We start from the raw sequence: 22,902 nt of genomic DNA, 5'->3' as shown, positions 1-22,902 counted from the left end.
CCCGCCGCCGGTGATCCAGTTCTTCAGACCGCAACGAAGCTGTAGGCCTCTCCGGAGCGTTCGACGTGCCCGCCGCCGGGGTGTGGGAAGTGGTAGCCGATGACGCGGGAACCGTCCTGCGCCAACCGGTCGAGCAGCGCCTTGCGTGTGGCAATGCCCATGTCGCGGTCCTGATCGGAGCCGGAGGCCCAGCCGGGTTTTTCGAACGAAATCACCGTATTGGAAATCGCGTCGCCCACCACCAGCAGGCTCTCGGAGCCGCCGTGCAGCATATAGGACATGTGGCCGGGGGTGTGGCCCGCCGTATCGACGGCCTCAACGCCCGGCAGCACTTCCTGGCCAGGTTTGATCATGGTCACCCGATCCTCGATCACGTCGAAACGAGATTGCGCCCCGACCACGAAGCTCTTGCGCTCCTCTGGCGTCTTGGCCAGCGTGTCGTCGGCGCGCCAGTAATCCCATTCGGCCTGCGGCATCCAGATCTGGGCTTCCGGATAAAGCGGGTCGTCAAAATCGTCCAGAACGCCCCACAGGTGGTCGGGATGGGCATGGGTGAAGATGATGTCGGTGATGTCCGACGGATCGATGCCGGCTTCTGCCAGGTGGCCCGGCAACTCACCTGCTGTCGACTGGAAGTTGGCGCCCGAGCCGACATCGAACAGGACTGTGCGGTCACCGGTCCGCAGCAATGTGATGTTGCAGTCCGGCGTCAGCGCGTCCGTGGCAAGGCCATGGGGTTTCAGCAGCGCTGCGATCTCTTCTTCGCTTTGTTCGGGCAGGATGAAGCTCATCGGCAAGGTCAGGTGGCCATCGGAAAAGACGGTGACCTCAAGTGGGCCCAGGGTCATGTTCGCGGTGGCGAAGGCGGGCGTAATCCGCCCGGCCAGTCCTGTGGCCGCAAGCGCGAGGCCTCCGGCAAGAACGTTGCGTCTCGTCAGATCTTTCCGAAATTGCCTGGACATGGCATCCTCCACACATTCAAACTTTTGAATTTATCTATGTTTCATTGAGAGAGGTCAATGCCTGTCGCAGTGAAACGGCCTCAAGCTGACGAAACGTGAGGACGCAATGTGGCCGGGAGAGGCTCATGGATCTGACATTTCTTCTGGATGAATTTTCCGAGCCCTGGTCGCTGGCAATCGGCGGTCTCGTTGTCGGGATACTGTTCGGCGCCTTTGCCCAGCAAAGCCGCTTCTGCCTGCGCGCCGCCAGCCTGGAATTCTCGCGCGGTGCGCCGAAGGACCGGCTGCCGGTCTGGTTGTTGACCTTTTCCGCCGCGGTGCTGTGCACGCAGCTTCTGATCCATCTGGGCGAGATCCAGGCGAACGAAGCCCGGCAGCTTGCCTCACCGCAGAGCCTTTCCGGAGCCCTTCTGGGCGGCTTGATGTTCGGCACCGGCATGGTGCTGGCCCGCGGTTGCGCCAGCCGCCTGCTGGTGCTGTCGGCCACGGGCAATCTGCGGGCGCTACTGTCCGGCCTCGTCTTTGCCGTTGTCGCCCAGGCCAGCCTGCGCGGTCTGTTGAAGCCGGTGCGCGAATGGTTAGCCGGCCTCTGGACGACAGGGGACATCGGCGGCAACGATCTGACCGAGATGCTGGGACTGAGCACATCCGTGACCTTCGGGTTCACGGCACTGTGGCTGGCCGCAGGGCTCGTGTTTGCATGGCGCTCGCGGGTGAAGCTCTGGCAGCTTGTGGCGGCGGCGGGCGCGGGGCTGGCAATCCCGCTGGCCTGGTGGTTCACATCGGCCATGGCGCGGCAGGCGTTCGATCCCGTGCAGGTGGAGGGGGTGACCTTCACCGGTCCATCCGCCGACGCCCTTATGCTGGTGCTGTCGCCGCCGGGCGATCTGCTCGATTTCGATGTCGGCCTGGTGCCGGGCGTTTTTCTTGGCTCATTCCTGGCGGCTTTCGTGACGCGGGAACTGGCTCTTCAGGGCTTTGAGGGCGGCAAATCGATGGCGCGTTATCTCACCGGTGCAACGCTCATGGGCTTTGGCGGTATGCTGGCCGGTGGCTGTGCCGTCGGGGCGGGCATCACCGGGGCGTCCATCTTTGCGCTGACAGCGTGGATCACCCTGACTGCCATCTGGCTCTCCGCCGGTGTCGCCGACCGCTTGCTGACAAACTATGACGCCCGGGCCCAGTCGGCCGGGGTGGCACCTGTCGTGGAGCCTGTGAAAGCGGCAACGTGAGGCCAAGCAAGGCGCGGGTTTGCCTGCCGCAGTGGTGTGGACATCCGCCTTATCGGCCGATCATGATTTCTTCCGTTGCCGGACGCGTGAACTGATCGAATTCGGCAACAAAGCGGGCGCTGATCCAGCCTCCGGTCGACAGTTGATACCAGACACCTTGCGGCCCCGAGACAATGCGGCAGCCGGAGATTCTGACCTTGTCGCCAATCTGCACCCGGCCAACAGCCTCCGAGTCCAGAGACGGTTGCTGGCGAACGTTGACGTCCCGCGCGATGGTGCGCATCCAATCATACGGGTCAGCGATAACTGTCGGGGCTTCTTCGCCCAGGTCATAATCGATGACATCGCTCGTCCAGTAGGCGTATTCGTTCGTCAGGGTGCCGCCGTTGCAGCTTGCGGCGTCGGCAAGAAGCGCGTTGGTCACTTTCGGCAGGGTGTCTTCAAACGGTCCCTGGATTGCACACCACGTCGGGGCATCGGATCGGCCGTCGGAGCAGGGCAGGGGCCCGGCGGTCAGCCGCATGCCAACGGTGCCGTCGTCGGACAGTTCGACCGTGCAATAGGCAGCACCGTTGTGGCTGGCGGCAATGCGGCGTGAGCCCAACTGCTGGGTCAGATCTTCCAGCCGGGTTTGCTTGGGGTCCGGAGCAAAGCCTTCTATTGCGCCGAATTCGTATTCAACTTCCGATTTCTTGATAGTGTTGTCGGCGAGAAAAAGCTGCGTGCACATGGCTCCGACCGTGTCCATGTAGAGAGCGCTCTTGTTGATCGGGTCCGCAATGGCGCCAACAGATACCGGCGTCAGGCCCATGGCAAAGGACCGGATGCCGCCAGCCAGATAAAAGAAGCTGTCGGCGGTGCGGTGGGACAGCGCCTCCTGCAACAGAATAGACGGGGCTATCCCGCCCTTGATCAGCTTGACGTAGGTCTGCGTCACTTCATAGGCCAGGTTCATGGCTTCCTTCACCGCAACAAGCTGGTTGGCCTTGTCATCGGGCAGGAAGGCCATGTGGAAGCCAAGGGCCGCTCCCGCTTCCAGAAAGCGGATGTCGTCACCGTAAACGGCATTGCGCGGGGTTGCGGCCAGAGTGAAGGCGAGGGCGCAGGCGGACAGGCACCGATTGCCGTTGAGCACAAAAACGCCGTAGAGATCCGGGTCCTGCGAGCCCACGTTGTATTGCAGATACTGGCCGATGCGGATCCCTTCCAGAAAGCTTCCGCCGGGGCTGTCGAAGACGATGTATTTGCCCCAGGTGCCTTCGAGAGCCGCTTTCAGCTTTTCCAGATCGCCTTTTTCGATGACACCGGAAATCAAGAAAATGGTCCCCTGCTGGTCATTGACCACGCTGCTGCCGGCGGAGCGCTTGCCCGGATACAACGGCTTCAGTTGGGCCAGCCGCGGGGCGAGATCGGGACGCTGTGTAATCTCGGCGGCAGAAAGCTGCGAAACCGAGAAAACGAGTGAAAGGCAGAAAAGACTTAATCTGAAAAACATGGGTGCCATGGGTCCTGATTGAAACGGCATCCTGATGTCGGGATGCCTTGAGACAGACAAATCCAGCTGCGTTACTTTCGCAAGCCAAAAGTGGTTGTGGGGCGGTTGCAAAAAGTGCCTGGTGAGGGTGGGCTTTCGACTGGTTCCGGACTGATATGCCTGTTGACGTTCTTGACGGATGGCCCAACGTCACGCTTTTGTGCGGGAGAAAACGCTGGGGGATTTCATGAAGGTTTTTCGTCTGTTGTTCTGCTGGCTGGCATGTTTTGCCAGCGTGACTTTTTCTGCCAATGCAGCTGATTTCGCCGAAGGCGGCGATGCGGAATTGAAATGTGTTGCCACCATCAGCGGGCAGATTGCGCCTGGCGACACCGAAAAGTTGAAAACTTTTTTGGCCGGGCTGTGGGAGAGGCGCGATACGCCGATCAACGGTGTTGTACTGGGAGACGACACGGGTAACAGGTCACACGGCAGACTGTGTCTGGACAGTCCTGGCGGATCCTTGTCCGAGGCTATCCGTATGGCCGATTATCTGCTCAAGGGATATGGCAGCAGCTACTGGGTGCACGGTCTGGGGACTGCAGTACCGGCAGGGGCAAGGTGCGAGTCTGCCTGCGCGGTCTTCTTCATGGCGGGGGGCGAGAATACGGAAAGTGATATCGGACGGATCGCCGACCGGGTTCTGCATGTGAACGGCAAACTCGGCTTTCATTCCATTTCGCTGACCTTGCGGGAAGGGACCTACAGCCGGGACGACGTTGGCAAGGCTTTCGGGCTTGCGTTGAAAAGCATGGGCGCTGTTGCCGCGCGCATGGAGGCCCTGCGCCTGAGATTGTCGCTTCTGCAGACCATGCTGGCGACGCCGCCGGACGACATGTACTTCGTGGAAAAAATCGGCGATGCAGCCCACTGGAACATCCAGGTGGCCGGGCTGCCAAAGATCGCCAGGCCTACCTCTTCCAACATCGCGGAAGCCTGTTCGAAGCTGTCCCGGCAATATACGCCCGAAGACGGTGCGACGCCGGCAAACTATTCGGCCGAACAAAACGAAGACAACCCGGACGCCATTCTTCCGCATTCGCGCTGGTCGACCGTTGACGTCACACCAGACAGTTTCCAGAGCTTCAAGATCAACGAGACGGATGGCATCATCGAATTCGTTACCGATGGCGGCACGGAACTGGGTGATATCGGCTGTTCAGGCCGTTTCGACATCGGTCGCATGGAAATGAGCGCACAGGTTGAGGCAAGCAACGGCTGGTACGTCGCTGTCCCGAACTTCTTCATGTATCCGGGTGACATGACATTTTCCGAGATCATGTCGCTGGCCGAGGGGGCTGAAACGGTCAGTCTGGATCAGATCGTCGCCAAAAAGCTGGGGGCCCCGCAGAAAGGCAGTTGTCTGGTGTTCAAGGGCGACACGAATATCGACGACGAACCTTGCGAAATGACGTCGCTCACATCGCTGAATGCGGGTCTGGAGAGTTACACGCTCGAGTCCTATCAGTGGCCGTCCGGAAGCATTACCGTGATTGAACGTCAGGGTGGCAAGGTACTGGTCAATGGCGCACTGGCAGAAACCCTGTGGCAGAAAACCAAGCCGAAACCTGTTGCCGAGGATTGGGAGACAAGCTGCCTGAAGAACACTTCTTCAGGCAACGTGTTCTGTTTCAGGAAGACTTCCTGATCTGGTCGCCGCCGGCTACTGCCGGATTTCATAGTCCTTGTAGCCGGCGGCCCAACGGGCGCTGCGATTGGTAGTGTCCGAGGTCCAGACCTTATTGAGGCGGCCGGAGAGTTCCTTCATGAAATCGATCTTGTCGCCGATTGGCTCGAATTCACCGTTGGCGGCAAGAAGGTTTTCCAGATCCACCGAATCCTCGGTCACGATCGCCAGCAGCTTGCCCTTGCCGGCCGGTGCTTCTGCCTCGAAGCTGAAACCATAAGAGGGGTCCGGGACCGTGAGGGCGGAGTTCGCCCGGATGCGGCCGGTCTTGCCGGCGGAGCGGTCCTCATCGGTGGGGAACAGCAGCACCAGATCGTTTTCCACGGTCAGGTCGAAAAGGGTCAGGTAGCCGTCGACCGCGCTGGTGAGCTGGAACTGGACCTCGTCACCGATCTCATGCACGGCACCGGGCAGAATGGAGACCTTGATGTCCTGCGAGGATTGTTCCGGCAATACGTCGGAAACATCGTCGGCGGTCGTCCCGGTCACCGTCTGGACAGGCCCTTCGACCGAGGTTGGCTGCAAAATGAAGGCTTCGTTGCGCGGTGACATGTTCGGCGTGAACTGCAGATCGCGGCAGTCTTCCACGCGCTGGCACCATTGTTCCGTGCGTGGCCGCAGATAGTTCAAAAGTTCGGCGGTGGTAATACGGCCATTGCCGTTGAGGTCGGCCTCACGTGTGCGCAGGCCCCGGATCAGGTTCTGGGTGAAGATGCCCGAGCCGTTGGTTTCCCAGGCAAGCTGATGCGGCAGGGCAGCGGACAGGGTCAGGTGAACGTTGGTTTCGCGCGCCAAAGGCTCCTCGTCGCGAACCACCGGCAGGGATCTGGAAACGCCCGTGAACGGCAGGTAACGCGCCTTCGCGTCGACACCCTTTGAGGAAAGATCCGGCACGACATCGCGGTTGACCGTGCCGGAATGGCAGGAATCGGCGATCAGAATCACTTCGCGGCCCTTCAAAGTCGCCAGTGCAGAGGCGATTTCATCATCGCTGAGCATATCCTCTGCCCGCGCGCCCCTGTGGCCGTAGTCGGTCGGAACGAAGGTTTCATCGAGGCCGTCTTCCTCGTCGCCGTTGCGGTCGGGAACCTGGGAGCCGTGACCGGAATAATAGATGATGACGCGGTCGCCGGGGCGGGTCTCATTGACGAGCCAACCGGTGATCGAGCCAAGAATGCTGTTCTTTGCAGCGCCTTCCTCCACCAGGATCCGGATGTCCGATTTGGTGAAACCCCAGTCTTCTTGAAGGAAGGAGGCCATCTGGCGCACATCGTTGGCCGGGCCGGAAAGTTGTGCGTCGGGTGGCTGATAGGGGTAGACGCCAGCGCCGATCAGCAATGCCTTTTGCGCGGCCTGACCCGTGCCGGCGGAAAGACACAGGCAAATGGTTGCGGCGAAGGCCTTGAGGTATCCGGTTTTCACTGAAGGTCTCCCTTTTCGCGCGTATAAAGTCCGACCCAGTCGAGACCGAAGGGCTGGCCGTTGAGGGTGTGCTGGAGTTCTTTCGCCAGGGTGGCAAGATCGTTGTTCTCTTGTGCGTCCTGAACCGCATCCACGAGATCGGGCAGGGGGGACGGTGTCGTGATGGCAACGAGGTGGTCGGCGCCGAAAGGCGGGATCACCGCGGAGCGGAAACTGTCCGTCCGTCCGGGGCGGAGCTTGCCGGCCGCCAGACCGCGCTTGCCTCTGCGAACCGGGCCGACCAGTTGCACGGTGCCGTTGGAGGCAAGGTTGAAGAGGACGGCATTTTCATGGTCGGGCGAGCGGATCGAGAACGTCACCTCTTCCCCTTCGGCATAGGTCCGGTTGCCGTCGGAAAGGTCCAGATCCGGTCCTTCAGCTTCGGCAAAGCCGATCAGAAAGGCGAGGAAACGCCATTTGTCGACGGTTGCCTGCAGGGCCTCAGCGGAAGGCGGCGCGGGAAACGAAGCGATCACGTCACCGGTCTTGTAGACCAGCGAAGAGCCGTCGCCGTCATAGATCAGATCAGCCTCTTCCTTGCTGTCGACCTTGCGGATGCCGGACAGGGAAGGAAGATTTGTGCCGGGCTCAGTGTAGAGCGTCAGCTCCGGCAATCCGGTGTCTGCGGCAGGGGCAGGGGCAGGGGCAGGGGCAGGGGCAGGGGTAGGGGCAGGGGCAGGGGCGCCGGCTGCATCCTGCAGCAGGATTTCCAGGTCCCGCGATCCGGAATTGACTTCCGGCCGCTGCCGCCGCTCGGTGTGGCGTTTCACCGACGTGTTGACGTAACGCTTCAGCTCGGCCGTGTTCAGGACACCGTTGTCGTCAGCATCCGCCTCGCCTTCAAGGGCGCGGGAAAAGGCATAGGACAGCGCCCCGCGCAACTCGTCGCCGATGCGCACTTCCTGGGTGACCTTGTTGCGATCCTGGGCATAAAGCCAGATGACGTTGCGCAGGGCGTCTTCCTGCACTTCGCCGAGCTGCCTGACCCGGTCGGCAATCCGGTCCGAAGACTTGTCGATCTGAATATCGGCGACGCGCACATGCACTTCGGCGCTTAGATCCGCCGCCCGCGCCATGTCGCCGGCAAAACAGCTATCGGCTGCGAAGACGACGGTTGCTTCTTTTTCTTCGGCCAGCAGATGGCCGACCTCATTGTCGATGATGCGCTCGTTGACGCCGGGGCCGGTCTCATCAAAGCCGGCCAGCAGGAACATGTTGTCCAGCTCTTCATGTCCGGGAAGGATCGCTTCCTGCCGGGCACCGTGACCGGCATAGTGAAACACCAGCGTGTCGCCCGGGCCGGCAAGCTCCGTCAGCTCACGCCAGGCGGCAAAGACCTTGTCCCGCGTGGCGTCGGCATCGGTCAGCAGGATGACCTTGCTGGCCTCCAGCTTCTCCAGCGTTCCGGCCACATCCCGTGCGTCATTGACGGCACCCTTGAGGTCGGTGATGTGCTGATAGTCGTCAATACCGATGACGAGGCCGTAGAGGTTTCCGGCAAAGGCGGGAAGCGGGGCAGCAAGACCTGCTGCAAGAACGAGAGCAGAGGCAAAGCCCGGCAGCATGGATCTGATCATGAGGGCCGCCTATTTCCGGACGAATTCGACACGCCGGTGCGCCTGATTGCGCACCTCCTCGGTGTAGAGCGATGGATCGTCGAACTGGAAGGGCTGGCTTTCACCCATGCCGAGCACCTCTATGGAACCGGAATATCCGGCTGCCAGCAAAGCGCTGCGAACGGCTTCGGCACGCTTCAGGGACAGTTGCAGATTATAGGCGTCCGAGCCGACCGGGTCAGTGTGGCCTATGACCTGGATGTCCGGCGCCCCCTGTTTTTCCAGAGCCTCCTGCACGTCCTCGAAGCTCGTCTTGCCGGCCTTGGTCATGACGTCCTGATCGTAGACGAACTGGATCGGAACCAGCGTCTTCTTGCGTTTGTAGCCGCGCGTGGAAAAGCTGTATTGCGAGATCGACTGGCCACTGCGGGTGACCGGGATCTTGATGTCTTGCGGTTCCTCGGAAATCTGGGCAACGACCACCGCCAGTTCGTCCAGTCGGTCGCGCAGCCGGGCGATCATGGCATGTGCCGGTTCGGCGGGTGTCAGCTCGGTGTCGTCCACCAGGCCAAGGGCTTCCTGATAGGCGCGGAACGCTGGCAGGGTCTGTTGCTGCCTGCGGAGGATCTCGCCGAGGAGATAGGAAATGCGCCAGTGGCTGCCGAATTCCTGAAGGTCGGCAAGGTCCTGTTTCAGGGTTTCAAGGTTGCCGTCATAGCCGTCGAGATCCTGAAAGGGTGCGATGATGTCGAGCTGGGCATCGATGATTTCCTTGCCGAAGCCTTCGACTATCCTGCCGTCGCAGTCACTGTCGTTGAAAGCCCTGTCGTAGATCTTGACGCGGTCTTCGTGACTAGCGCTCAGCGGCATCGCGAGCCAATCTTTCTGAATGCTGTCACAGGAAACAAGCTGTGCGAAAGCGTCCGTTGTCAGAAGGGGCAGGGCCAAGACGGCGGTGATGGCAAGACCCGCCAGATGCAATTTGCGGGCAGATAAAACAGTTCGGACAAGTGGCATGCTGGAAAGTCTCTCCAACTCTTGCATGAAAGATAATAAAATAGGCCGGTCTGGCGGGTAATTGCAGCGAAGGGTTGAGCGCCGGTTGTTTCACGGCTCGTTGACGTTGCAAGCGCCCTGCCGGAGTAAAATCCCGGTTGCTTCTCCGTTCCTTATTGCGTTTCAATCGGGTCTCAAGACAACATCATGCAGGGTCGCTTGAGTCAATTGTCAGGGCGTCATGGGGTATTTCAAATTGATGGTTTCAAGGGATGAGGTTGCAGTGTTGCTGCGCGGTAAATTGTCGAAAAGTGCCAGGCTGCTGGCAGGGATCTGCTGTCTTGTTCTGATGGCGGCTGGTCTGGCGCAGGCGGAGGAAAATCGGTTTGCGCTCGTTATCGGGAATTCGGCCTATGAAAAGATCGGACGGCTTGGAAACCCGGCGCGGGATGCGGATCTCGTCGCCAAATCCCTGGAGGCGGTCGGGTTCGAAGTGGCGGTTCATTTTGATCTCGATGAGGATGGCCTCGGCAAGGTTCTGGACGATCTGGCCGACCGCGCCCCGGAGCTGGATGTGGCTGTGCTCTATTTCGCCGGTCACGGTATCCAGAAGGATGGCGAGAACTATCTGATCCCCGTGGATGCGCAGCTTAAATCGCCGACGTCGATCGAACGGGAAACGGTCAGCCTGCGCTCGTTCATGGAAGTGATGGAAGAGGTGCCGATCAGCCTCCTGTTCCTCGATGCCTGCCGCAACAATCCCTTTGCCGAACAGCTTCTGTCGCAGTCCTCTTCCGACGGGCGGTCTGCCGGGATCACTCGCGGGCTTGCTCCGATCCGCACCGTTGGCGACATGCTGGTGACCTTCGCCACGCTGCCGAATTCGGTCGCCAAGGACGGTGCCGGACAGAATTCGCCTTTCGCCAAGGCGCTGGCCCGCCATGTCAATACGCCGGATGCGGAAGTCTCCGTGCTGATGAAGCGGGTGACGCGCGACGTGATGGCCGAGACCGATGGCGAGCAGCGCCCGCAGCAGTTGTCGCAGATGCAGACGGAATTCTATTTCAAGCGCACCAACGCATCCGCCCCGGAGACTGACGATCAGCAGACCCTGCTGGCTGTTTACCCCGGCTCGGTCAGTGTCGGCGAAGAAGTGTCTGTTCTGGCGGATGTGCCACAGCAATGCGCACCGGATTTCTTCAACATAACGCCGTCCAGCCGCGTGACACCGATCCCGACCAAGTTCTTCAAGACGGTCGACCTCGGCGGCGGCAAGATCCGCTACGAAATCTCGCCCGGATCCCGCTATGGCCTGATCGTGCAGGAGCAGGATGAAAAGGGTGCCAACCGCATCGGCTTCTTCTGCTCCATGGGCGCTGCCTTGTCCGATCAGCAGAAGAAGGAAGTTCTCCGGCGCATCAACGGACAGCTTGCGCAAAACGAGATGTCCGGAACCATCGGCTCTGACCCGGAACTGGTTGCCTTTCACTTTGCCGAGTTCAAGATCAACTGATCCGGACGGCATTTAGCGGAGGTTTCAGACGGAGAGGTTGACGGGAGACGGATACTCGAAGATTCGATAGGCTTGTGCCGCCCCGATCCCGGCTCGCGCTGCGCTTGACCGGGATGACAAATGTGGGGTGGTTTGGGTCGGCGGGCTTTGTTTGAGCCTTTTCGAGACTTTAGGTTTTCTACTGCCATCGCAATTTGTCATCCCGGACGCAGTGAAACGGAGATCCTGAATCGCGGTGCCGAGGGCGTTTGAGACGGCTCCTGACTTTTCGAGAGGCTTGTGCCGCCCCGATCCCGGCTCGCGCTGCGCTTGGCCGGGATGACGATGGAGGGGGTGGTTCGCGGGCGGGCTTGTTTGAGTGTTTTCCGGTCTTTGGATGTCTCCTGCCTTCGCAATTTGTCATCCCGGACGCAGTGAAACGGAGATCCGGGATCGGGGAGCCTGGGTGTTTGCGACGGGCTCCTGACTTTTCGCGAAGGCTTGTGCCGCCTCGATCCCGGCTCGCGCTGCGCTTGACCGGGATGACGATGGAGGGGTTACCGTGTCGGTAGGTCCTCTTGGGAGGATCAGTTGACCGGCAGCAGGACCAGTTGAACCCGGCGGTTCTGTTCGCCGTAAGGGTCGCCCTGATCCTTAAGCTTGGAAGCGCCCATGCCGCTTGCCAGGACGCGCTCTTCCGAAAGGCTGCCCCAGGCGGTCACAAACCCGGCGATCGTCTGAGCGCGCTGCTGCGAGAGGGTGAGATTATATTGCGCGCTGCCCTTTGCATCCGTGTGGCCAAGCAGCAGGAAGCGATAGTTCTTGAACTTTTCCTGACTGAGCATGCGCGACAGTTCGGCGAGTTTCGCGGCTTGGTCGTGGCGAAGCGAGGCCGAGTTGTAATCGAACAGGATTTCCATATCGATGGTCGGCAGAGGGTCGGTTGCAGCGGTGACCGGCGCGCCGTCGCCTGAAGGCGGGGTGGCGGCAACTTCCTCGCGGTCGACGATGCCGAGATTGACGACATCGTCCAGCGAGAAGGTGGTGTTGGACTTGAATTCCGAATTGCTGCAGCCAGCCTGATCAAGCAGGCATTTTTCCATTTCGGTTTCCGCCGAGGCGCTTGCGCCACGCGAGGCGGATGTTGCCGGTTTGCTGTCGCCGCCGAGATCGAAATCTTCAAGCGTGATCGTGCTTTGCGCCGCCGCGGGCAGAACCAGGGACATAAAAATCAAAAGAAAAGCAAAAGGCTTCATGGCAATAAACCGAACCGTTTAAGGACTGTACCCAAGGATTGATCCGGTTCTACCATAGGGTTGCCAAAAAATGGAAGTGGGCACTGCGTCAGATGTGTATTTGACGCTGTCCCACTATCCCTGCCAGACTTGAGACCTTACCAACTCAAGTTACTGACAAACGGATTAAACAAGGGGCTGATCATGTTGCGAAACGCTGTAGCGGCGGTGTCGGGAAAGGGCTTTTGTCCGGGCGTAATACGGACGCTTGCAATGCTGGTGGTTTGTGCCACCGCATATTCCCGCTCCCATGCCGCCGACATCCGCTTGCTTGATGACAATCCCGCAAGGTCGGCGGGATATCAGCTTCTGGACCTAGGCACCGTAAGCGAGGAAGCCATCAGCCATGCCAGAGGCCTTCAGGATGGCTTTACGTCGAAGGGGGCCGTGAAAGACGGGTCACTGCCCTATTTCGAAAACGGCATTTCTGGCGACGGCGCGCATACCTATGAGACGCTGCATATCGTGCCAGCCTGGGGTGGGCTGAAAACGGGCAAGGTCATTTTCATCGAGGGCCAGATCGAGAAAGGAGATCTCGATCGCCTGAAGGAACTCGTTGAACGCACCGGGTTTTCGGATTGCCTGAAACCGGGTTACTGCCCCTACAACAACGTGATTTCCCTCAACAGCCCAGGCGGCAACCTGCGCGAGGCGCTGGAGATTGGCAAATATATCGCCGGGCAGAATTTCATCACCTTGCTTCCGGAAAACGCCATCTGCGAATCCGCCTGTTCACTGATCTTTCTGGCAGGCTATACGCGCTATGAGGGCTTTTTCTTTCCGCGGCGTTTTGCGCATGAAACGGCCCGTCTTGGTATCCACCAGCCCTTCCTCCAGCTTCCTGAAGGCAACTACAGCGCGGATCAGGTGGAGCATGTCGTCCGGCTGATGAACCAGGGCGTCAACGAGGTCACGGACTATTTCCTCAGCACCGGTATCGGTATCGGCTTCATGCGCAATATGTACGGCACAAAGCCCGGGTCCATGTATCACTTGTCCCTGGCGGAAATGGCGGGCGAAGGCATTTTTGTCGTCGGACGTCCGCAGGATCTGTCCAATCTTGGCCGCAGCCAGATGCTGTCCTATTGCTCCGGCGTCTATCAGGGGCGTTTTAACGCTCTGTCTCCAGAGCTGCTGGCCAATCTGCAATCGAACGAACGCACCTTTCTGACCTATGTCACCGGGCAGAATTTTGTCTGTCTCGGGGTCAAGAGCCAGGATGGAAACAGTTGGCGCTCCTATGTCTGCGACGGCAGTTCGAAATGTCTGCTCGGCGAATTCGGGCAAGTGGCGCTGTTCGAACTGGAAGCCAAGGGCAAGCTTTCAGCCTTTCGTGCGCGCGACGCCGAGACCTTGATGAACATTGCCACCGGCATTGACAACACGGAGATCGGGCTGGCTTTGAAGGAATACAATCACCGGGTGGCGCTGCTTTATTTTGTCGAGCTGTTTGCTGAAAACATGCCGACGTTCGAAACCTCCTTCAAACGCATTCCGGCAAGCCTTGCCTTTGCAAAAGTCCCGCAGGATTTCTGCGGCCAGGTCGATGAATATGACGCCGGTCTGGTGCGGCTGGTGCAGGAAGCGCTCAATTACAGCGGCATTGACGTCGGCACACCGGACGGGTCGCTTGGCCCCAACACGCGCAAGGCCATCGGGCGGGCCAGCAAGCAACTGCTGAACCGCGCCGATAGTGTCATCGACGTGCCACTGCTGAAAGCGCTGGGCGTGCCCGAAGACGAGGTCCGCGGGCACGTCCTGTGTGGTGGCTAGGCCGGGACGGCCCCTGCCGCCGTCAGGCCTGCAATGACGCCGCGCAGCTCGGCAAGGCCGCGCATCCGCCCGATAAGGGGATAGCCCGGATGGGCACCGCGATCGGCGTCGGTCAGAAGCTCGTGACCATGATCGGGCCGGAAGACAATTTCGTCATCCGCCCGGCCTTCACGCCGGCGCCTGGCTTCTTCGCGAAGAAGCACGCCGAGCAATGCGGGCATGTCGGTGTCGCCGCCAAGGTGGGCAGCTTCCTCGAACGAGCCGTCCGGGTCTTTTGCGACATTGCGCAGGTGGGCGAAATGGACCTTGCCGGCAAAGCGTTCCGCGATTGCAGTCACATCGTTTTTCGGGTTGGCGCCAAGGGAGCCGGAGCAGAGTGTCAGTCCGTTGGAAGGGCTTTCCACGGCTGACAGTATCCAGTTGATATCGTCCGCATCCGAGACGATACGCGGCAGGCCGAGCAGATCCCGGGGCGGATCGTCCGGGTGGACGGCCAGCTTCAGACCAAGTTCTTCCGCAGTTGGAACGACTTCCTCCAGAAAGCGCTTGTGGTTCTGCCTGAGCGCAGCGCGGTCGAGCCCCTGATAGGGGAGCAGGGCCTCGCGCAGGCCATTGGGGTCGTAGCGGTCATAGGCGCCGGGCAGGCCTGCCATGATGGACTGCGTCAACCGGTCGAGGTCCGGCTGTGTCGCGGCTTCGAACCAGCGTTTCGCTTCGGCCAGCACTTGCTCGCAATAGTCTTCTTCTGCGTTGGGCCGCTGGACCATGTAGAGCTCGAAGGCGGCCATCTTGGCGGCGGAAAACCGCAGGCAGGTGCCTCCGCGTGCAACAGGGGCGGTCAGGTCTGTCCGCGTCCAGTCGAGCAGCGGCATGAAGTTGTAGCAGATGACCTTGATGCCTTCGGCAGCAAGGTTTGCCATCGATTGCCGGTAGTTGGCGAAGAGCTCGGCAAGGTCGCCTTCGCCGCGCTTGATGGCTTCATGAACCGGCAGGCTTTCCACGACGGTCCAGTCAAACCCGGCACCTTGAAGCTGCGCGCGGGTGTTCGCGATGGTTTCTCTAGGCCAGATCTGGCCGTAGGGAATTTCGTGCAGCGCCGTGACGATGCTGACAGCACCGGTCTGGGCGATTTCGGGAAGCGAGATGCGGTCATAACCGCCATACCAGCGCCAGCCTTCGATCATGACAAAGCCCCGATTGTGTTGCGGACGCCATCGGCCTTCAAGGCGGCGTAGGCGGAGGTCACGGACGGCTCCAGGGCAGCGGCCAGCTTGGGGCCGAATATTTCGGTAACGCCCAGAAGCGCGGCCACTTCGCCGGCGTCGCCATCGGCCTCGCGGACAAGAGACTGCAGGCGTTCGCTCAACGGATCGCGCACGTCAATCGGCTTGCCCTCAAGATCGGTGCCGCCGACGTAGATCATCCAGGCGGCAATGGCGAGGCAGAGCCCCGGGCAGTTTCGCCCGTTTGTCAGGTTGTCGTGCACGGTTCCCAGAATGCGCTGAGGCAGTTTCTGGCTTCCGTCCATGGCAATCTGCCAGGTGCGGTGCCGGATGCCGGGATTGACGTAGCGGGCGAACAGCGCATCCGCGTAGTCTTCCAGGTCCGTTCCCGGGGGCGCTTCGAGCGAGGGAATGATTTCCCGAAGCCAAAGGTCCTTCACGAAACGTGCGAAGAGCGGATCGGCGACGGTTTCGGCAACGGTCTCGTGTCCGGCGAGATAGCCGAGATAGGCGAGCGCGGAATGCGTGCCGTTGAGCATGCGCAGCTTCATGTGTTCAAAGGCGGTGACACTGTCCACGAGCTCGACGCCTGCGGCCCCCAGGTCCGGTCTGGCGTCCGCGCCGTAGGCTGGGACAAAATCGTCTTCCACCACCCATTGCCGGAACGGTTCATGCAGCACCAGCGCCGCGTCGTAGCAGCCTGTTTTCCGGGCGAGCGCGTCGACATCTTCCGGTTTCGTGGCCGGCACGATCCGGTCGACCATGGTTGCCGGAAAACGGCCCTCGGCTTCAATCCAGGCAGCCAGTTCCGGATCGAGCCTTTCGGCTAGGTCCAACACGATCCGGCGGACCAGCCGGCCATTGTCCGGCAGGTTGTCGCAGGTGAGAACGGTGAAGGGGGGCTGGCCGGCTGCCCTGCGTCGTGCCAGCGCTCGCACCAGATATCCCGGGGCGGAGACGGGGAGCGCGGTCTTGAGGTCGTGAACGATGTCCGGGTGGTCAGTGTTCAGCCTGCCGGTTGCCGGGTCGTGGCAATAGCCTTTTTCCGTGACGGTCAGGGTGACGATCCTGATGGCGGGATCGGCCATCGCCGCCAGCACCGCCTCCGGGTTCTCCCGGGCGACCAGCACATCCCGGATGATCTCCACCTGGCGCAGGCTTTCGCCCTCCGGGCCAAGTTCCTGCGCGGTGTAGACAAAGTCCTGCGGAGCCAGCTGGTCGTGCATACGCGGGCTTTGCAGGCTGACGCCGATGATGCCCCAGTCATCCCCTCGGGTATTGCCGGAGGCTTTGATGGCGTCTTCGATGTAGATGGCGCCGAAGGCCCGGAAAAAAGCGCCGAGACCCAGGTGCACGATGCCGGCTTTCGGCGCCGGGTTCGTTCTGGAAAGGCGCGGCAAGTCAGCGTGCAAGCCAGCCTCCATCAACGCTCAGGATGGCACCGTGAATGTATTTGGCAGCAGGCGAGGCGAGAAAGACCGCCGCCTCGCCGATGTCGCTGGCTTCGCCCCAGCGTCCGGCCGGAATGCGTTCCAGGATCTGCCGGCTGCGCTCGGGGTCCTCACGCAGGGCTTCGGTGTTGTTGGTGGCGATATAGCCGGGGGCAATGGCGTTGACATTGATGCCCTCGGCCGCCCATTCGTTCGCGAGCAACCTTGTGAGGCCGGCAACACCGTGTTTGGCGGCGGTGTAGGACGCCACCTTGATGCCGCCCTGGAAGGACAGCAGAGACGCAATGTTGACGATCGCTCCGGTGCGGCCGGCGTTCAACGCCGCCTTGCCGAAGGCCTGACAGGAGAAGAAGACCGCCTTCAGGTTCACGTCCATGACGTCGTCCCAGTCGGTCTCGCTGAAGCTCGTTGCCGGCTCGCGGCGGATGATGCCTGCGTTGTTGACCAGGATGTCGATCTGTTCCGCTTCGAACAGCGGCGCGGCGGCCATCGGGTCGGACAGGTCGAGCGGCACATGGCGGCCCTTGGCGATGTGGGCCAGCGTTTCGTCGCAGTCGCGACGGGCGGCGCACAGAACTTCGGCGCCCGCGTTGCTCATGGCAATGGCGATGGCCTGGCCGATGCCGGTGTTGGCTCCTGTCACCAGAGCGCGTTTGCCTTCAAGAGAAAAGGGGTTCATCTGAGGTCTCCCATTGCCACCATGTCCATGTCGGTGAAGTCGACATTATCGCCGGCCATGGCCCAGCAGAAGGTGTAGGCGCCCGTGCCTGCGCCGCAGTGGATCGACCACGGCGGGGAGACCACCGCGTCCTCGTTGGCCATCACGAGGTGCCGGGTCTCCTCCGGCTTGCCCATGAAGTGGAACACGCGCTGGTCCGGGCCGAGCTCGAAATAGAGGTAGGCCTCCATACGGCGATCATGCACATGAGCCGGCATGGTGTTCCAGACCGAACCGGGGGCGAACTGGGTGTAGCCCATCAGCAGCTGGCAGCTTTCGGCGACTTCCGGATGCAGGAACTGCAGGATGACGCGTTCATTGGAGGTTTCCGCCGACCCGAGTTCCACCCGGCGGGCGTCCTTGACGGTGATCAGCCGGCTTGGGCAAGTGCGGTGCGCGGGAGCGGAAAGGATGTAGAAACGGCCCGGTCCGGAGAAGGTGACGGGGCCGGAACCCATGCCGATGTAAAGCACGTCGCCCTTGCCGACCTGATAGGTTTCGCCGCCCGCCTTCACTGTGCCGGCCTCGCCGATGTTGAGAATGCCTAGTTCGCGCCGGTCGAGAAGCGACGAGGTGCCCGCTTCCTTGACTTCGTCCAGCACAAGTTCGCCGGAGCCAGGCACGGCACCACCCAGGATCAGCCGGTCGTAGTGGGTGTAGATCAGGTTGATCCTGCCCTCCTCGAACAGGCCCGAGGCATGGAAGTGTTGGCGCAGACCTGCGGTGTCGAGCGTCTTGGCGGTGTCCGGGTCGATGGCGTAGCGGGTTTCAACGGTCAGCATGGCAAAATCCTTGGAAGCAGGCAGTCTTTAAAGAAAGTCGTCGCGGCGGGGCGTGAAGGTGTCGATCAGCGTTCCCGGCTCCAGGCAGAGGCACCCGTGCACCGCATTGGAGGGAATGATGAAACTGTCGCCGGGGCCGACGTCGAAGTCGTCGTCGTCAATCGTGAAGCGGAAGCGACCGCTTTCGACGTAGGTCGATTGTATGTGCGGATGATTGTGCAGCTTGCCTTCCGTGCCTTCTTCAAGAAAGCGGAAGGCGACGACCATCAGATCCGGACTGTCGGACAGGACCTGCCGGCGGACGCCCGGATCAGCGGTCACTTCGGGATAGGATTTCACGAACATTCGATATGCCTCAATGGAACAGGGATGGCAGCCACAGCGACAGGGACGGGATGTAGGTCACCAGGAGCAAGGTGAAGACGGCGGCACCATAGAAGGGCCAGATCGTCCTGATCGCATCCCAGACCGATATCCGGCCGACGGCGCAACCGACAAAGAGCACGGTGCCGACCGGCGGCGTGCACAGGCCGATACCGAGGTTGAGTACCAGGATGACGCCGAAATGGACCGGGTCGACGCCAAAGGCGGTGGCGACCGGCAGGAAGATCGGTGTGGTGATGACGATCAGCGGCGACATGTCCATGAAGGTGCCGAGAAAGAGCAGAACGATGTTGATCATCAAGAGAATGAGCAGCGGGTTGTCCGAAATGCCTTTCAGGAATGACACCAGTTGCGCCGGGATGTGCAGGAAGGCCAGCAGCCAGCCGAAGGAAGCGGCACAGCCGATGACCAGAAGGACCATGGCGGTGGTCCGCACGGCGGCCTTGGTGGCAGCGACGAATTCCGGCCAGTGCATGGTGCGATAGGCAAGTGTTGTCACCAGCAGCGCATAGACAGCCGCGATGCAGGAGCTTTCAGACGCTGTGAACACGCCGGAACGCACGCCGCCGAAGATGATGCCGATCAGCAGGAGCCCCGGAATGGCATTGATGAACAGTGAACCCAGAGCTGAAAGGCCGGGAAAGCGCTCCGTCGGATAACCGGCGCGCCGGGCGACGAACCAGGCGGTGACCATGAGCGAAACGGCGAGCAGCAGGCCGGGCAGGATGCCGGCGGTGAAGAGATCCGCGATGGAAAGCCGCCCTCCGGCGGAGATCGAATAGATGATCATGTTGTGCGAGGGCGGCAGCATCAGCGCGATGATCGATGAGACAACGGTGACGTTGACGCCGTATTCGACCGAATAGCCCTTTTCCTTCATCTGCGGGATCATCAGTCCGCCGATTGCGGTCGCATCCGCCGCAGCCGAGCCGGAGATGCCGCCGAAGAGGACGGAGGCGGCAATGTTCACCTGGCCGAGGCCGCCGCGCATGTGCCCGACCACGGCCCCGGCGAGCGCCACCAGTCGTCGCGCGATGTCGCCGCGCACCATCAACTCGCCGGCGAAAATGAAGAAGGGGATCGCCATCAGCGCGAAGACGGAAACGCCTGAGTTCAAGCGCTGGAAGACGACGACGGGCGGCAGGTCCATGTAGAGCACTGTGGCCAGAGAGGCCGCACCCAGGCAGAAGGCAACAGGGGTGCCGATCAGCAGCAGGATCGTGAAGGTGCCGAAGAGGATTACGGGTTCCATGTCATGCTGCCTCTTCGATAGGGTCTTCGCCGAAACGTGCGGTCGGCAGACCGGCTGCACGGCGCATCAGGCGTTCGATGGAAAAGAGAAAAACCAGGCAGCCGCCGCCGACCAGCGGCAGGAAATCGACCGCGCCCGAAACCCCGAGCGAGGGCAGTTTCACGTCCCAGGCCGACAGCGCCAGTTCCGCGCCGTACCAGGCCATGCCGGCGCCAAAGGCGGCGACCACAGTGTCGGAGATGCTGTAGAGAACCAGTTTGGCCCCTTGCGGCAGGAAGTAGAGCAGGACGTCGAAACTGAGGTGGTAACCTTCCCGGATGCCGACGGCGGCGCCTAGGAAGATGAACCAGCCCATCAGGATGACGGACGCGGGTTCCGACCACACGAGACTGTCGTTCATTACGTAGCGCATGAACACCTGCGCGGTGATGAAAACGGTCATGAGAATAAGGCCGCCTCCGGCGAGCCAGAGCGCTGCCGTGGAGACAAGGCGCAACATCTGCGCGGCGAACTTGAGATGAGGCTGCACGTCGATATCCTGAAGCGGGGAACCGGGGCGAGGCGGATCCTGAAAAACGGCCCGCAGCCAGCCGGGCCGTTCCGCAGTCGACGGACCGCGAAACAGCACTTCCGGCTGCGGGCATGCAAAGATCAGTCGGTCGCGCGGATGCGGGCGACGAGATCCTTCAGTTTTTCGGACGTCACGTGCTTTTCGTAGACGCTGTCCATGGCTGCCATGAACGGCTCCTTGTCGATTTCTGTGACGACTTCGACACCGGCCGCGCGGACCTTTTCCTCAGACGCCTTTTCACGGGCCTGCCACTGTTCGCGCATGAAGGGCACGGAGTCCTTTGCGGCCTGGCGGACGGCAGCCTGGTCTTCCGGAGACAGCTTGTCCCAGGACTTCTTCGACATGACCAGCACTTCCGGCACGATCAGGTGTTCGTCCAGGGTGTAGTAGCCGGCAACTTCGAAGTGACCGGACGACTCGTAGGACGGCCAGTTGTTTTCCGCACCGTCGATAACGCCGGTCTGGATGGACGAATAGACTTCGCCGTAGGGCATCGGCGTCGCGTTGGCGCCGAGGGCCGACATCATGTCGACGAAGATATCGGACTGCATGACGCGAACCTTCATGCCCTCAAGGTCTTCAATCGATTTAATCGGCTTGACCTTGTTGTAGAAGCTGCGGGAGCCGCCGTCGTAAAAGGCAAGACCGACATAGCCGTGCGGCTCGAACGCCGCCAGGATCTCTTCGCCGATCGGGCCGTCCATGACGGTGTGCATGTGATCGACGCCTTTGAAGATGTAGGGCAGCGAGACGACCTTGGTTTCCTCCACAAGGTTGTTGAACGGGCCCATGGACACGCGGTTCAGGTCGATGACGCCGAACTTGGTCTGCTCGATGGTGTCCTTTTCCTCGCCGAGCTGCGCGGAATGGAACACTTCAACGCAGATGCGGCCGTCCGTACGCTCTTCGAGCAGCTTGCCCATCTGCTTGACGGCCTCCACCGTCGGATAGCCGTCCGGATGGGTGTCGGACGACTTCAGGGTCACTTCGCATGCGAACGATGCGGTTGTGAGGGCGGCCGTCGCCAGAAGCGACGCCGCAAGTGTCTTCAATACTTTCATACTCTCCTCCCGAAATTGGCTCGTCAGAGCCGGTAGGCCTGCTTCGCAAGCCTGTAAGTGAGGTCGTGAGCGACCTCATATGCCTCGTCCTCGTCCAGCCTCCCGGATGTCACGAGCGATGCGAGGTATGCGCAGTCGACCCGACGCGCCACGTCGTGGCGGGCCGGGATCGAGCAGAAGGCGCGGGTGTCGTCGTTGAAACCGACTGTGTTATAGAAGCCCGCAGTTTCCGTGGTCAGTTCCCGGAAGCGGCGCATACCTTCCGGACTGTCGTAGAACCACCATGCCGGACCGAGCTTGAGTGTCGGGTAGACACCGGCCAGCGGTGCCAGTTCCCGTGCAAGGGCTGTCTCGTCCAGGGTGAAAAGAATGATCGACAGGTTCTTTTCCAGGCCGACCGCGTCCAGCAGCGGCTTGAGCGCCTTGACGTAGCTGGTCTGGGTCGGGATATCGAAACCCTTGTCGCGGCCATGAGCTGCCATGATGCCGGCCGAGTGATTGCGGTAGCTGCCCGGGTGGATCTGCAGCACCAGCCCGTCTTCGAGGCTCATGCGCGCCATTTCCGTCAGCATATGGCCCCGGAAGGCGTCGGCTTCTTCCGGTGAACAGCCACCCTTGAGGGCCTTTTGGAACAGGGCCTCGGCTTCCGAAGCCGAAAGGTTCTCGGTGCGCGCGGTGGCGTGGCCGTGATCGGACGAGGTTGCGCCGAAGGACTTGAAGTAGGCCCGGCGTTCCCGGTGGGCATTGAGGTAGCCCTGCCAGGTGGTGGCGTTCTCGCCGGCGAGTTCGCCGAATTTTTCGATGTTGGCGGCAAACCCCTCGAATTCCGGGTCGACCACCGGATCGGGGCGGTAGGCCGTGACAACGCGGCCGTTCCAGCCGCTGTCACGGATCTGGCGGTGCCATTTCAGGTCGTCCAGCGGCGATTCCGTGGTCGCGATCACCTCGATGTTGAAGCGCTCGAAGAGGGCACGCGGGCAGAATTCCGGACGGGTGAGGCAATCGGCAATGTGGTCGTAGGCTTCATCCGCGGTGTCGGCGGAGATGCGTCTGGTCCAGCCGAAGACTTCCTGGAAGGCGTGTTCCAGCCACATGCGTGAGGGCGTTGCGCGGAAAAGGTGGAAGTTCTCGGCAAAGATGCGCCAGATCTTGCGGCTGTCGGTCTCGCTCAGGCCGCCGTCGATGCGCGGCACACCCAGGTCGCTGAGGTCGATACCCTGCGAGAACAGCATGCGGAAGACGTAATGGTCGGGAACGATGAACAGTTGTGCCGGATCGGGGAAAGCCTCGTTTTCAGCGTACCAGCGCGGGTCCGTGTGGCCGTGCGGGCTGACGATCGGCAGATCCTTGACGGATGCGTAAAGCTCTGCGGCGATCTTGCGCGAGGCTGCATCGGCGGGAAACAGGCGGTGCGGGTCCAGGCCCTGTCCCGAGATATCCGGTGCATCCGCTCTTTCCAATGACATTCGTTT

General features: G+C 61.2%; 20 protein-coding genes. 4 read left to right on the top strand and 16 right to left on the bottom strand.

Annotated features, from left to right (window positions below):
* Positions 1 to 23 precede the first annotated feature (23 nt).
* Positions 24 to 962: an MBL fold metallo-hydrolase gene (locus tag SIAM614_RS19500; protein WP_006937171.1), complete on the bottom strand. Its 939-nt coding sequence runs from the start codon at positions 960 to 962 to the stop codon at positions 24 to 26.
* A gap of 125 nt (positions 963 to 1,087) precedes the next feature.
* On the opposite strand from SIAM614_RS19500, the gene SIAM614_RS19495 reads away from it, so the two are divergent.
* The gene (locus SIAM614_RS19495) at positions 1,088 to 2,194 is read left to right on the top strand and encodes a YeeE/YedE family protein (protein ID WP_006937169.1); all 1,107 of its coding nucleotides are present in this window, start codon (positions 1,088 to 1,090) and stop codon (positions 2,192 to 2,194) included.
* Positions 2,195 to 2,243: 49 nt separating this feature from the next.
* Here SIAM614_RS19495 and SIAM614_RS19490 read toward each other — a convergent pair whose 3' ends face one another.
* A complete protein-coding gene (locus SIAM614_RS19490; protein WP_006937167.1) occupies positions 2,244 to 3,689 on the bottom strand; it encodes an SH3 domain-containing protein in 1,446 nt (481 codons plus the stop codon).
* Positions 3,690 to 3,878: 189 nt separating this feature from the next.
* Positions 3,879 to 4,118, bottom strand: coding sequence for a hypothetical protein (locus SIAM614_RS32780; protein ID WP_208984046.1), 240 nt, complete (start codon positions 4,116 to 4,118; stop codon positions 3,879 to 3,881).
* 91 nt (positions 4,119 to 4,209) lie between these two features.
* On the opposite strand from SIAM614_RS32780, the gene SIAM614_RS19485 reads away from it, so the two are divergent.
* Positions 4,210 to 5,376 carry a hypothetical protein gene (locus tag SIAM614_RS19485; protein ID WP_208984045.1) on the top strand — a complete coding sequence of 389 codons (1,167 nt, stop codon included), beginning with the start codon at positions 4,210 to 4,212 and terminating at the stop codon, positions 5,374 to 5,376.
* 15 nt (positions 5,377 to 5,391) lie between these two features.
* Here the strand turns inward: SIAM614_RS19485 and SIAM614_RS30730 are convergent, their stop codons facing one another.
* The 3 genes from SIAM614_RS30730 to SIAM614_RS19470 are packed head-to-tail and all read right to left on the bottom strand — an operon-like array spanning position 5,392 to position 9,449.
* Positions 5,392 to 6,837, bottom strand: coding sequence for a caspase family protein (locus SIAM614_RS30730; protein WP_006937163.1), 1,446 nt, complete (start codon positions 6,835 to 6,837; stop codon positions 5,392 to 5,394).
* Positions 6,834 to 8,453: a caspase family protein gene (locus tag SIAM614_RS19475; protein WP_006937161.1), complete on the bottom strand. Its 1,620-nt coding sequence runs from the start codon at positions 8,451 to 8,453 to the stop codon at positions 6,834 to 6,836. The genes SIAM614_RS30730 and SIAM614_RS19475 overlap by 4 nt, the downstream gene beginning before the upstream one ends.
* 9 nt (positions 8,454 to 8,462) lie before the next feature.
* Positions 8,463 to 9,449, bottom strand: a complete 987-nt coding sequence (locus SIAM614_RS19470; protein ID WP_157139967.1) for an OmpA family protein — start codon at positions 9,447 to 9,449, stop codon at positions 8,463 to 8,465.
* A 238-nt stretch (positions 9,450 to 9,687) separates the two neighbouring features.
* On the opposite strand from SIAM614_RS19470, the gene SIAM614_RS30725 reads away from it, so the two are divergent.
* The gene (locus SIAM614_RS30725; RefSeq protein ID WP_006937152.1) at positions 9,688 to 10,941 is read left to right on the top strand and encodes a caspase family protein; all 1,254 of its coding nucleotides are present in this window, start codon (positions 9,688 to 9,690) and stop codon (positions 10,939 to 10,941) included.
* A gap of 566 nt (positions 10,942 to 11,507) precedes the next feature.
* Here the strand turns inward: SIAM614_RS30725 and SIAM614_RS30720 are convergent.
* Positions 11,508 to 12,146 (bottom strand): OmpA family protein, encoded by a 639-nt coding sequence (locus SIAM614_RS30720; RefSeq protein ID WP_050789433.1) that lies wholly within the window; start codon positions 12,144 to 12,146, stop codon positions 11,508 to 11,510.
* Between the two features lie 282 nt (positions 12,147 to 12,428).
* Here SIAM614_RS30720 and SIAM614_RS30715 point away from each other — a divergent pair, with 282 nt between their 5' ends.
* Positions 12,429 to 13,988, top strand: coding sequence for a COG3904 family protein (locus tag SIAM614_RS30715; RefSeq protein WP_006937149.1), 1,560 nt, complete (start codon positions 12,429 to 12,431; stop codon positions 13,986 to 13,988).
* Here SIAM614_RS30715 and uxuA read toward each other — a convergent pair.
* The 9 genes from uxuA to uxaC all read right to left on the bottom strand — a co-directional run bounded on the left by uxuA (position 13,985) and on the right by uxaC (position 22,896).
* Complete coding sequence (uxuA, locus tag SIAM614_RS19450; protein ID WP_006937147.1) at positions 13,985 to 15,172, bottom strand: mannonate dehydratase; 1,188 nt, start codon at positions 15,170 to 15,172, stop codon at positions 13,985 to 13,987. The two genes, SIAM614_RS30715 and uxuA, sit on opposite strands and share 4 nt — an antisense overlap.
* Entirely contained in the window at positions 15,169 to 16,623 is a 1,455-nt protein-coding gene (locus tag SIAM614_RS19445) for a mannitol dehydrogenase family protein (RefSeq protein ID WP_229597983.1), read from the bottom strand. The genes uxuA and SIAM614_RS19445 overlap by 4 nt, the downstream gene beginning before the upstream one ends.
* Entirely contained in the window at positions 16,613 to 17,341 is a 729-nt protein-coding gene (kduD, locus tag SIAM614_RS19440) for a 2-dehydro-3-deoxy-D-gluconate 5-dehydrogenase KduD (RefSeq protein WP_006937142.1), read from the bottom strand. The genes SIAM614_RS19445 and kduD overlap by 11 nt, the downstream gene beginning before the upstream one ends.
* The gene (gene kduI, locus SIAM614_RS19435) at positions 17,338 to 18,162 is read right to left on the bottom strand and encodes a 5-dehydro-4-deoxy-D-glucuronate isomerase (RefSeq protein ID WP_006937141.1); all 825 of its coding nucleotides are present in this window, start codon (positions 18,160 to 18,162) and stop codon (positions 17,338 to 17,340) included. Before kduI ends, kduD begins: the two co-directional genes overlap by 4 nt.
* 27 nt (positions 18,163 to 18,189) lie before the next feature.
* Positions 18,190 to 18,507, bottom strand: a complete 318-nt coding sequence (locus tag SIAM614_RS19430) for a cupin domain-containing protein (protein ID WP_006937140.1) — start codon at positions 18,505 to 18,507, stop codon at positions 18,190 to 18,192.
* Between the two features lie 10 nt (positions 18,508 to 18,517).
* Entirely contained in the window at positions 18,518 to 19,798 is a 1,281-nt protein-coding gene (locus SIAM614_RS19425; protein WP_006937139.1) for a TRAP transporter large permease, read from the bottom strand.
* A 1-nt stretch (position 19,799) separates the two neighbouring features.
* Entirely contained in the window at positions 19,800 to 20,297 is a 498-nt protein-coding gene (locus SIAM614_RS19420) for a TRAP transporter small permease (protein WP_157139973.1), read from the bottom strand.
* A gap of 152 nt (positions 20,298 to 20,449) precedes the next feature.
* Positions 20,450 to 21,430, bottom strand: a complete 981-nt coding sequence (locus tag SIAM614_RS19415) for a TRAP transporter substrate-binding protein (RefSeq protein WP_040440634.1) — start codon at positions 21,428 to 21,430, stop codon at positions 20,450 to 20,452.
* 23 nt (positions 21,431 to 21,453) lie between these two features.
* Positions 21,454 to 22,896: a glucuronate isomerase gene (gene uxaC, locus SIAM614_RS19410; RefSeq protein ID WP_050789432.1), complete on the bottom strand. Its 1,443-nt coding sequence runs from the start codon at positions 22,894 to 22,896 to the stop codon at positions 21,454 to 21,456.
* Between the last annotated feature and the right edge of the window lie 6 nt (positions 22,897 to 22,902).

It is taken from the genome of Roseibium aggregatum IAM 12614, assembly GCF_000168975.1.
In the GTDB taxonomy this organism is placed as follows: domain Bacteria; phylum Pseudomonadota; class Alphaproteobacteria; order Rhizobiales; family Stappiaceae; genus Roseibium; species Roseibium aggregatum.
Note: the sequence above shows the minus strand (reverse complement) of the source record. Positions and strands in the feature narration are given on the sequence as shown.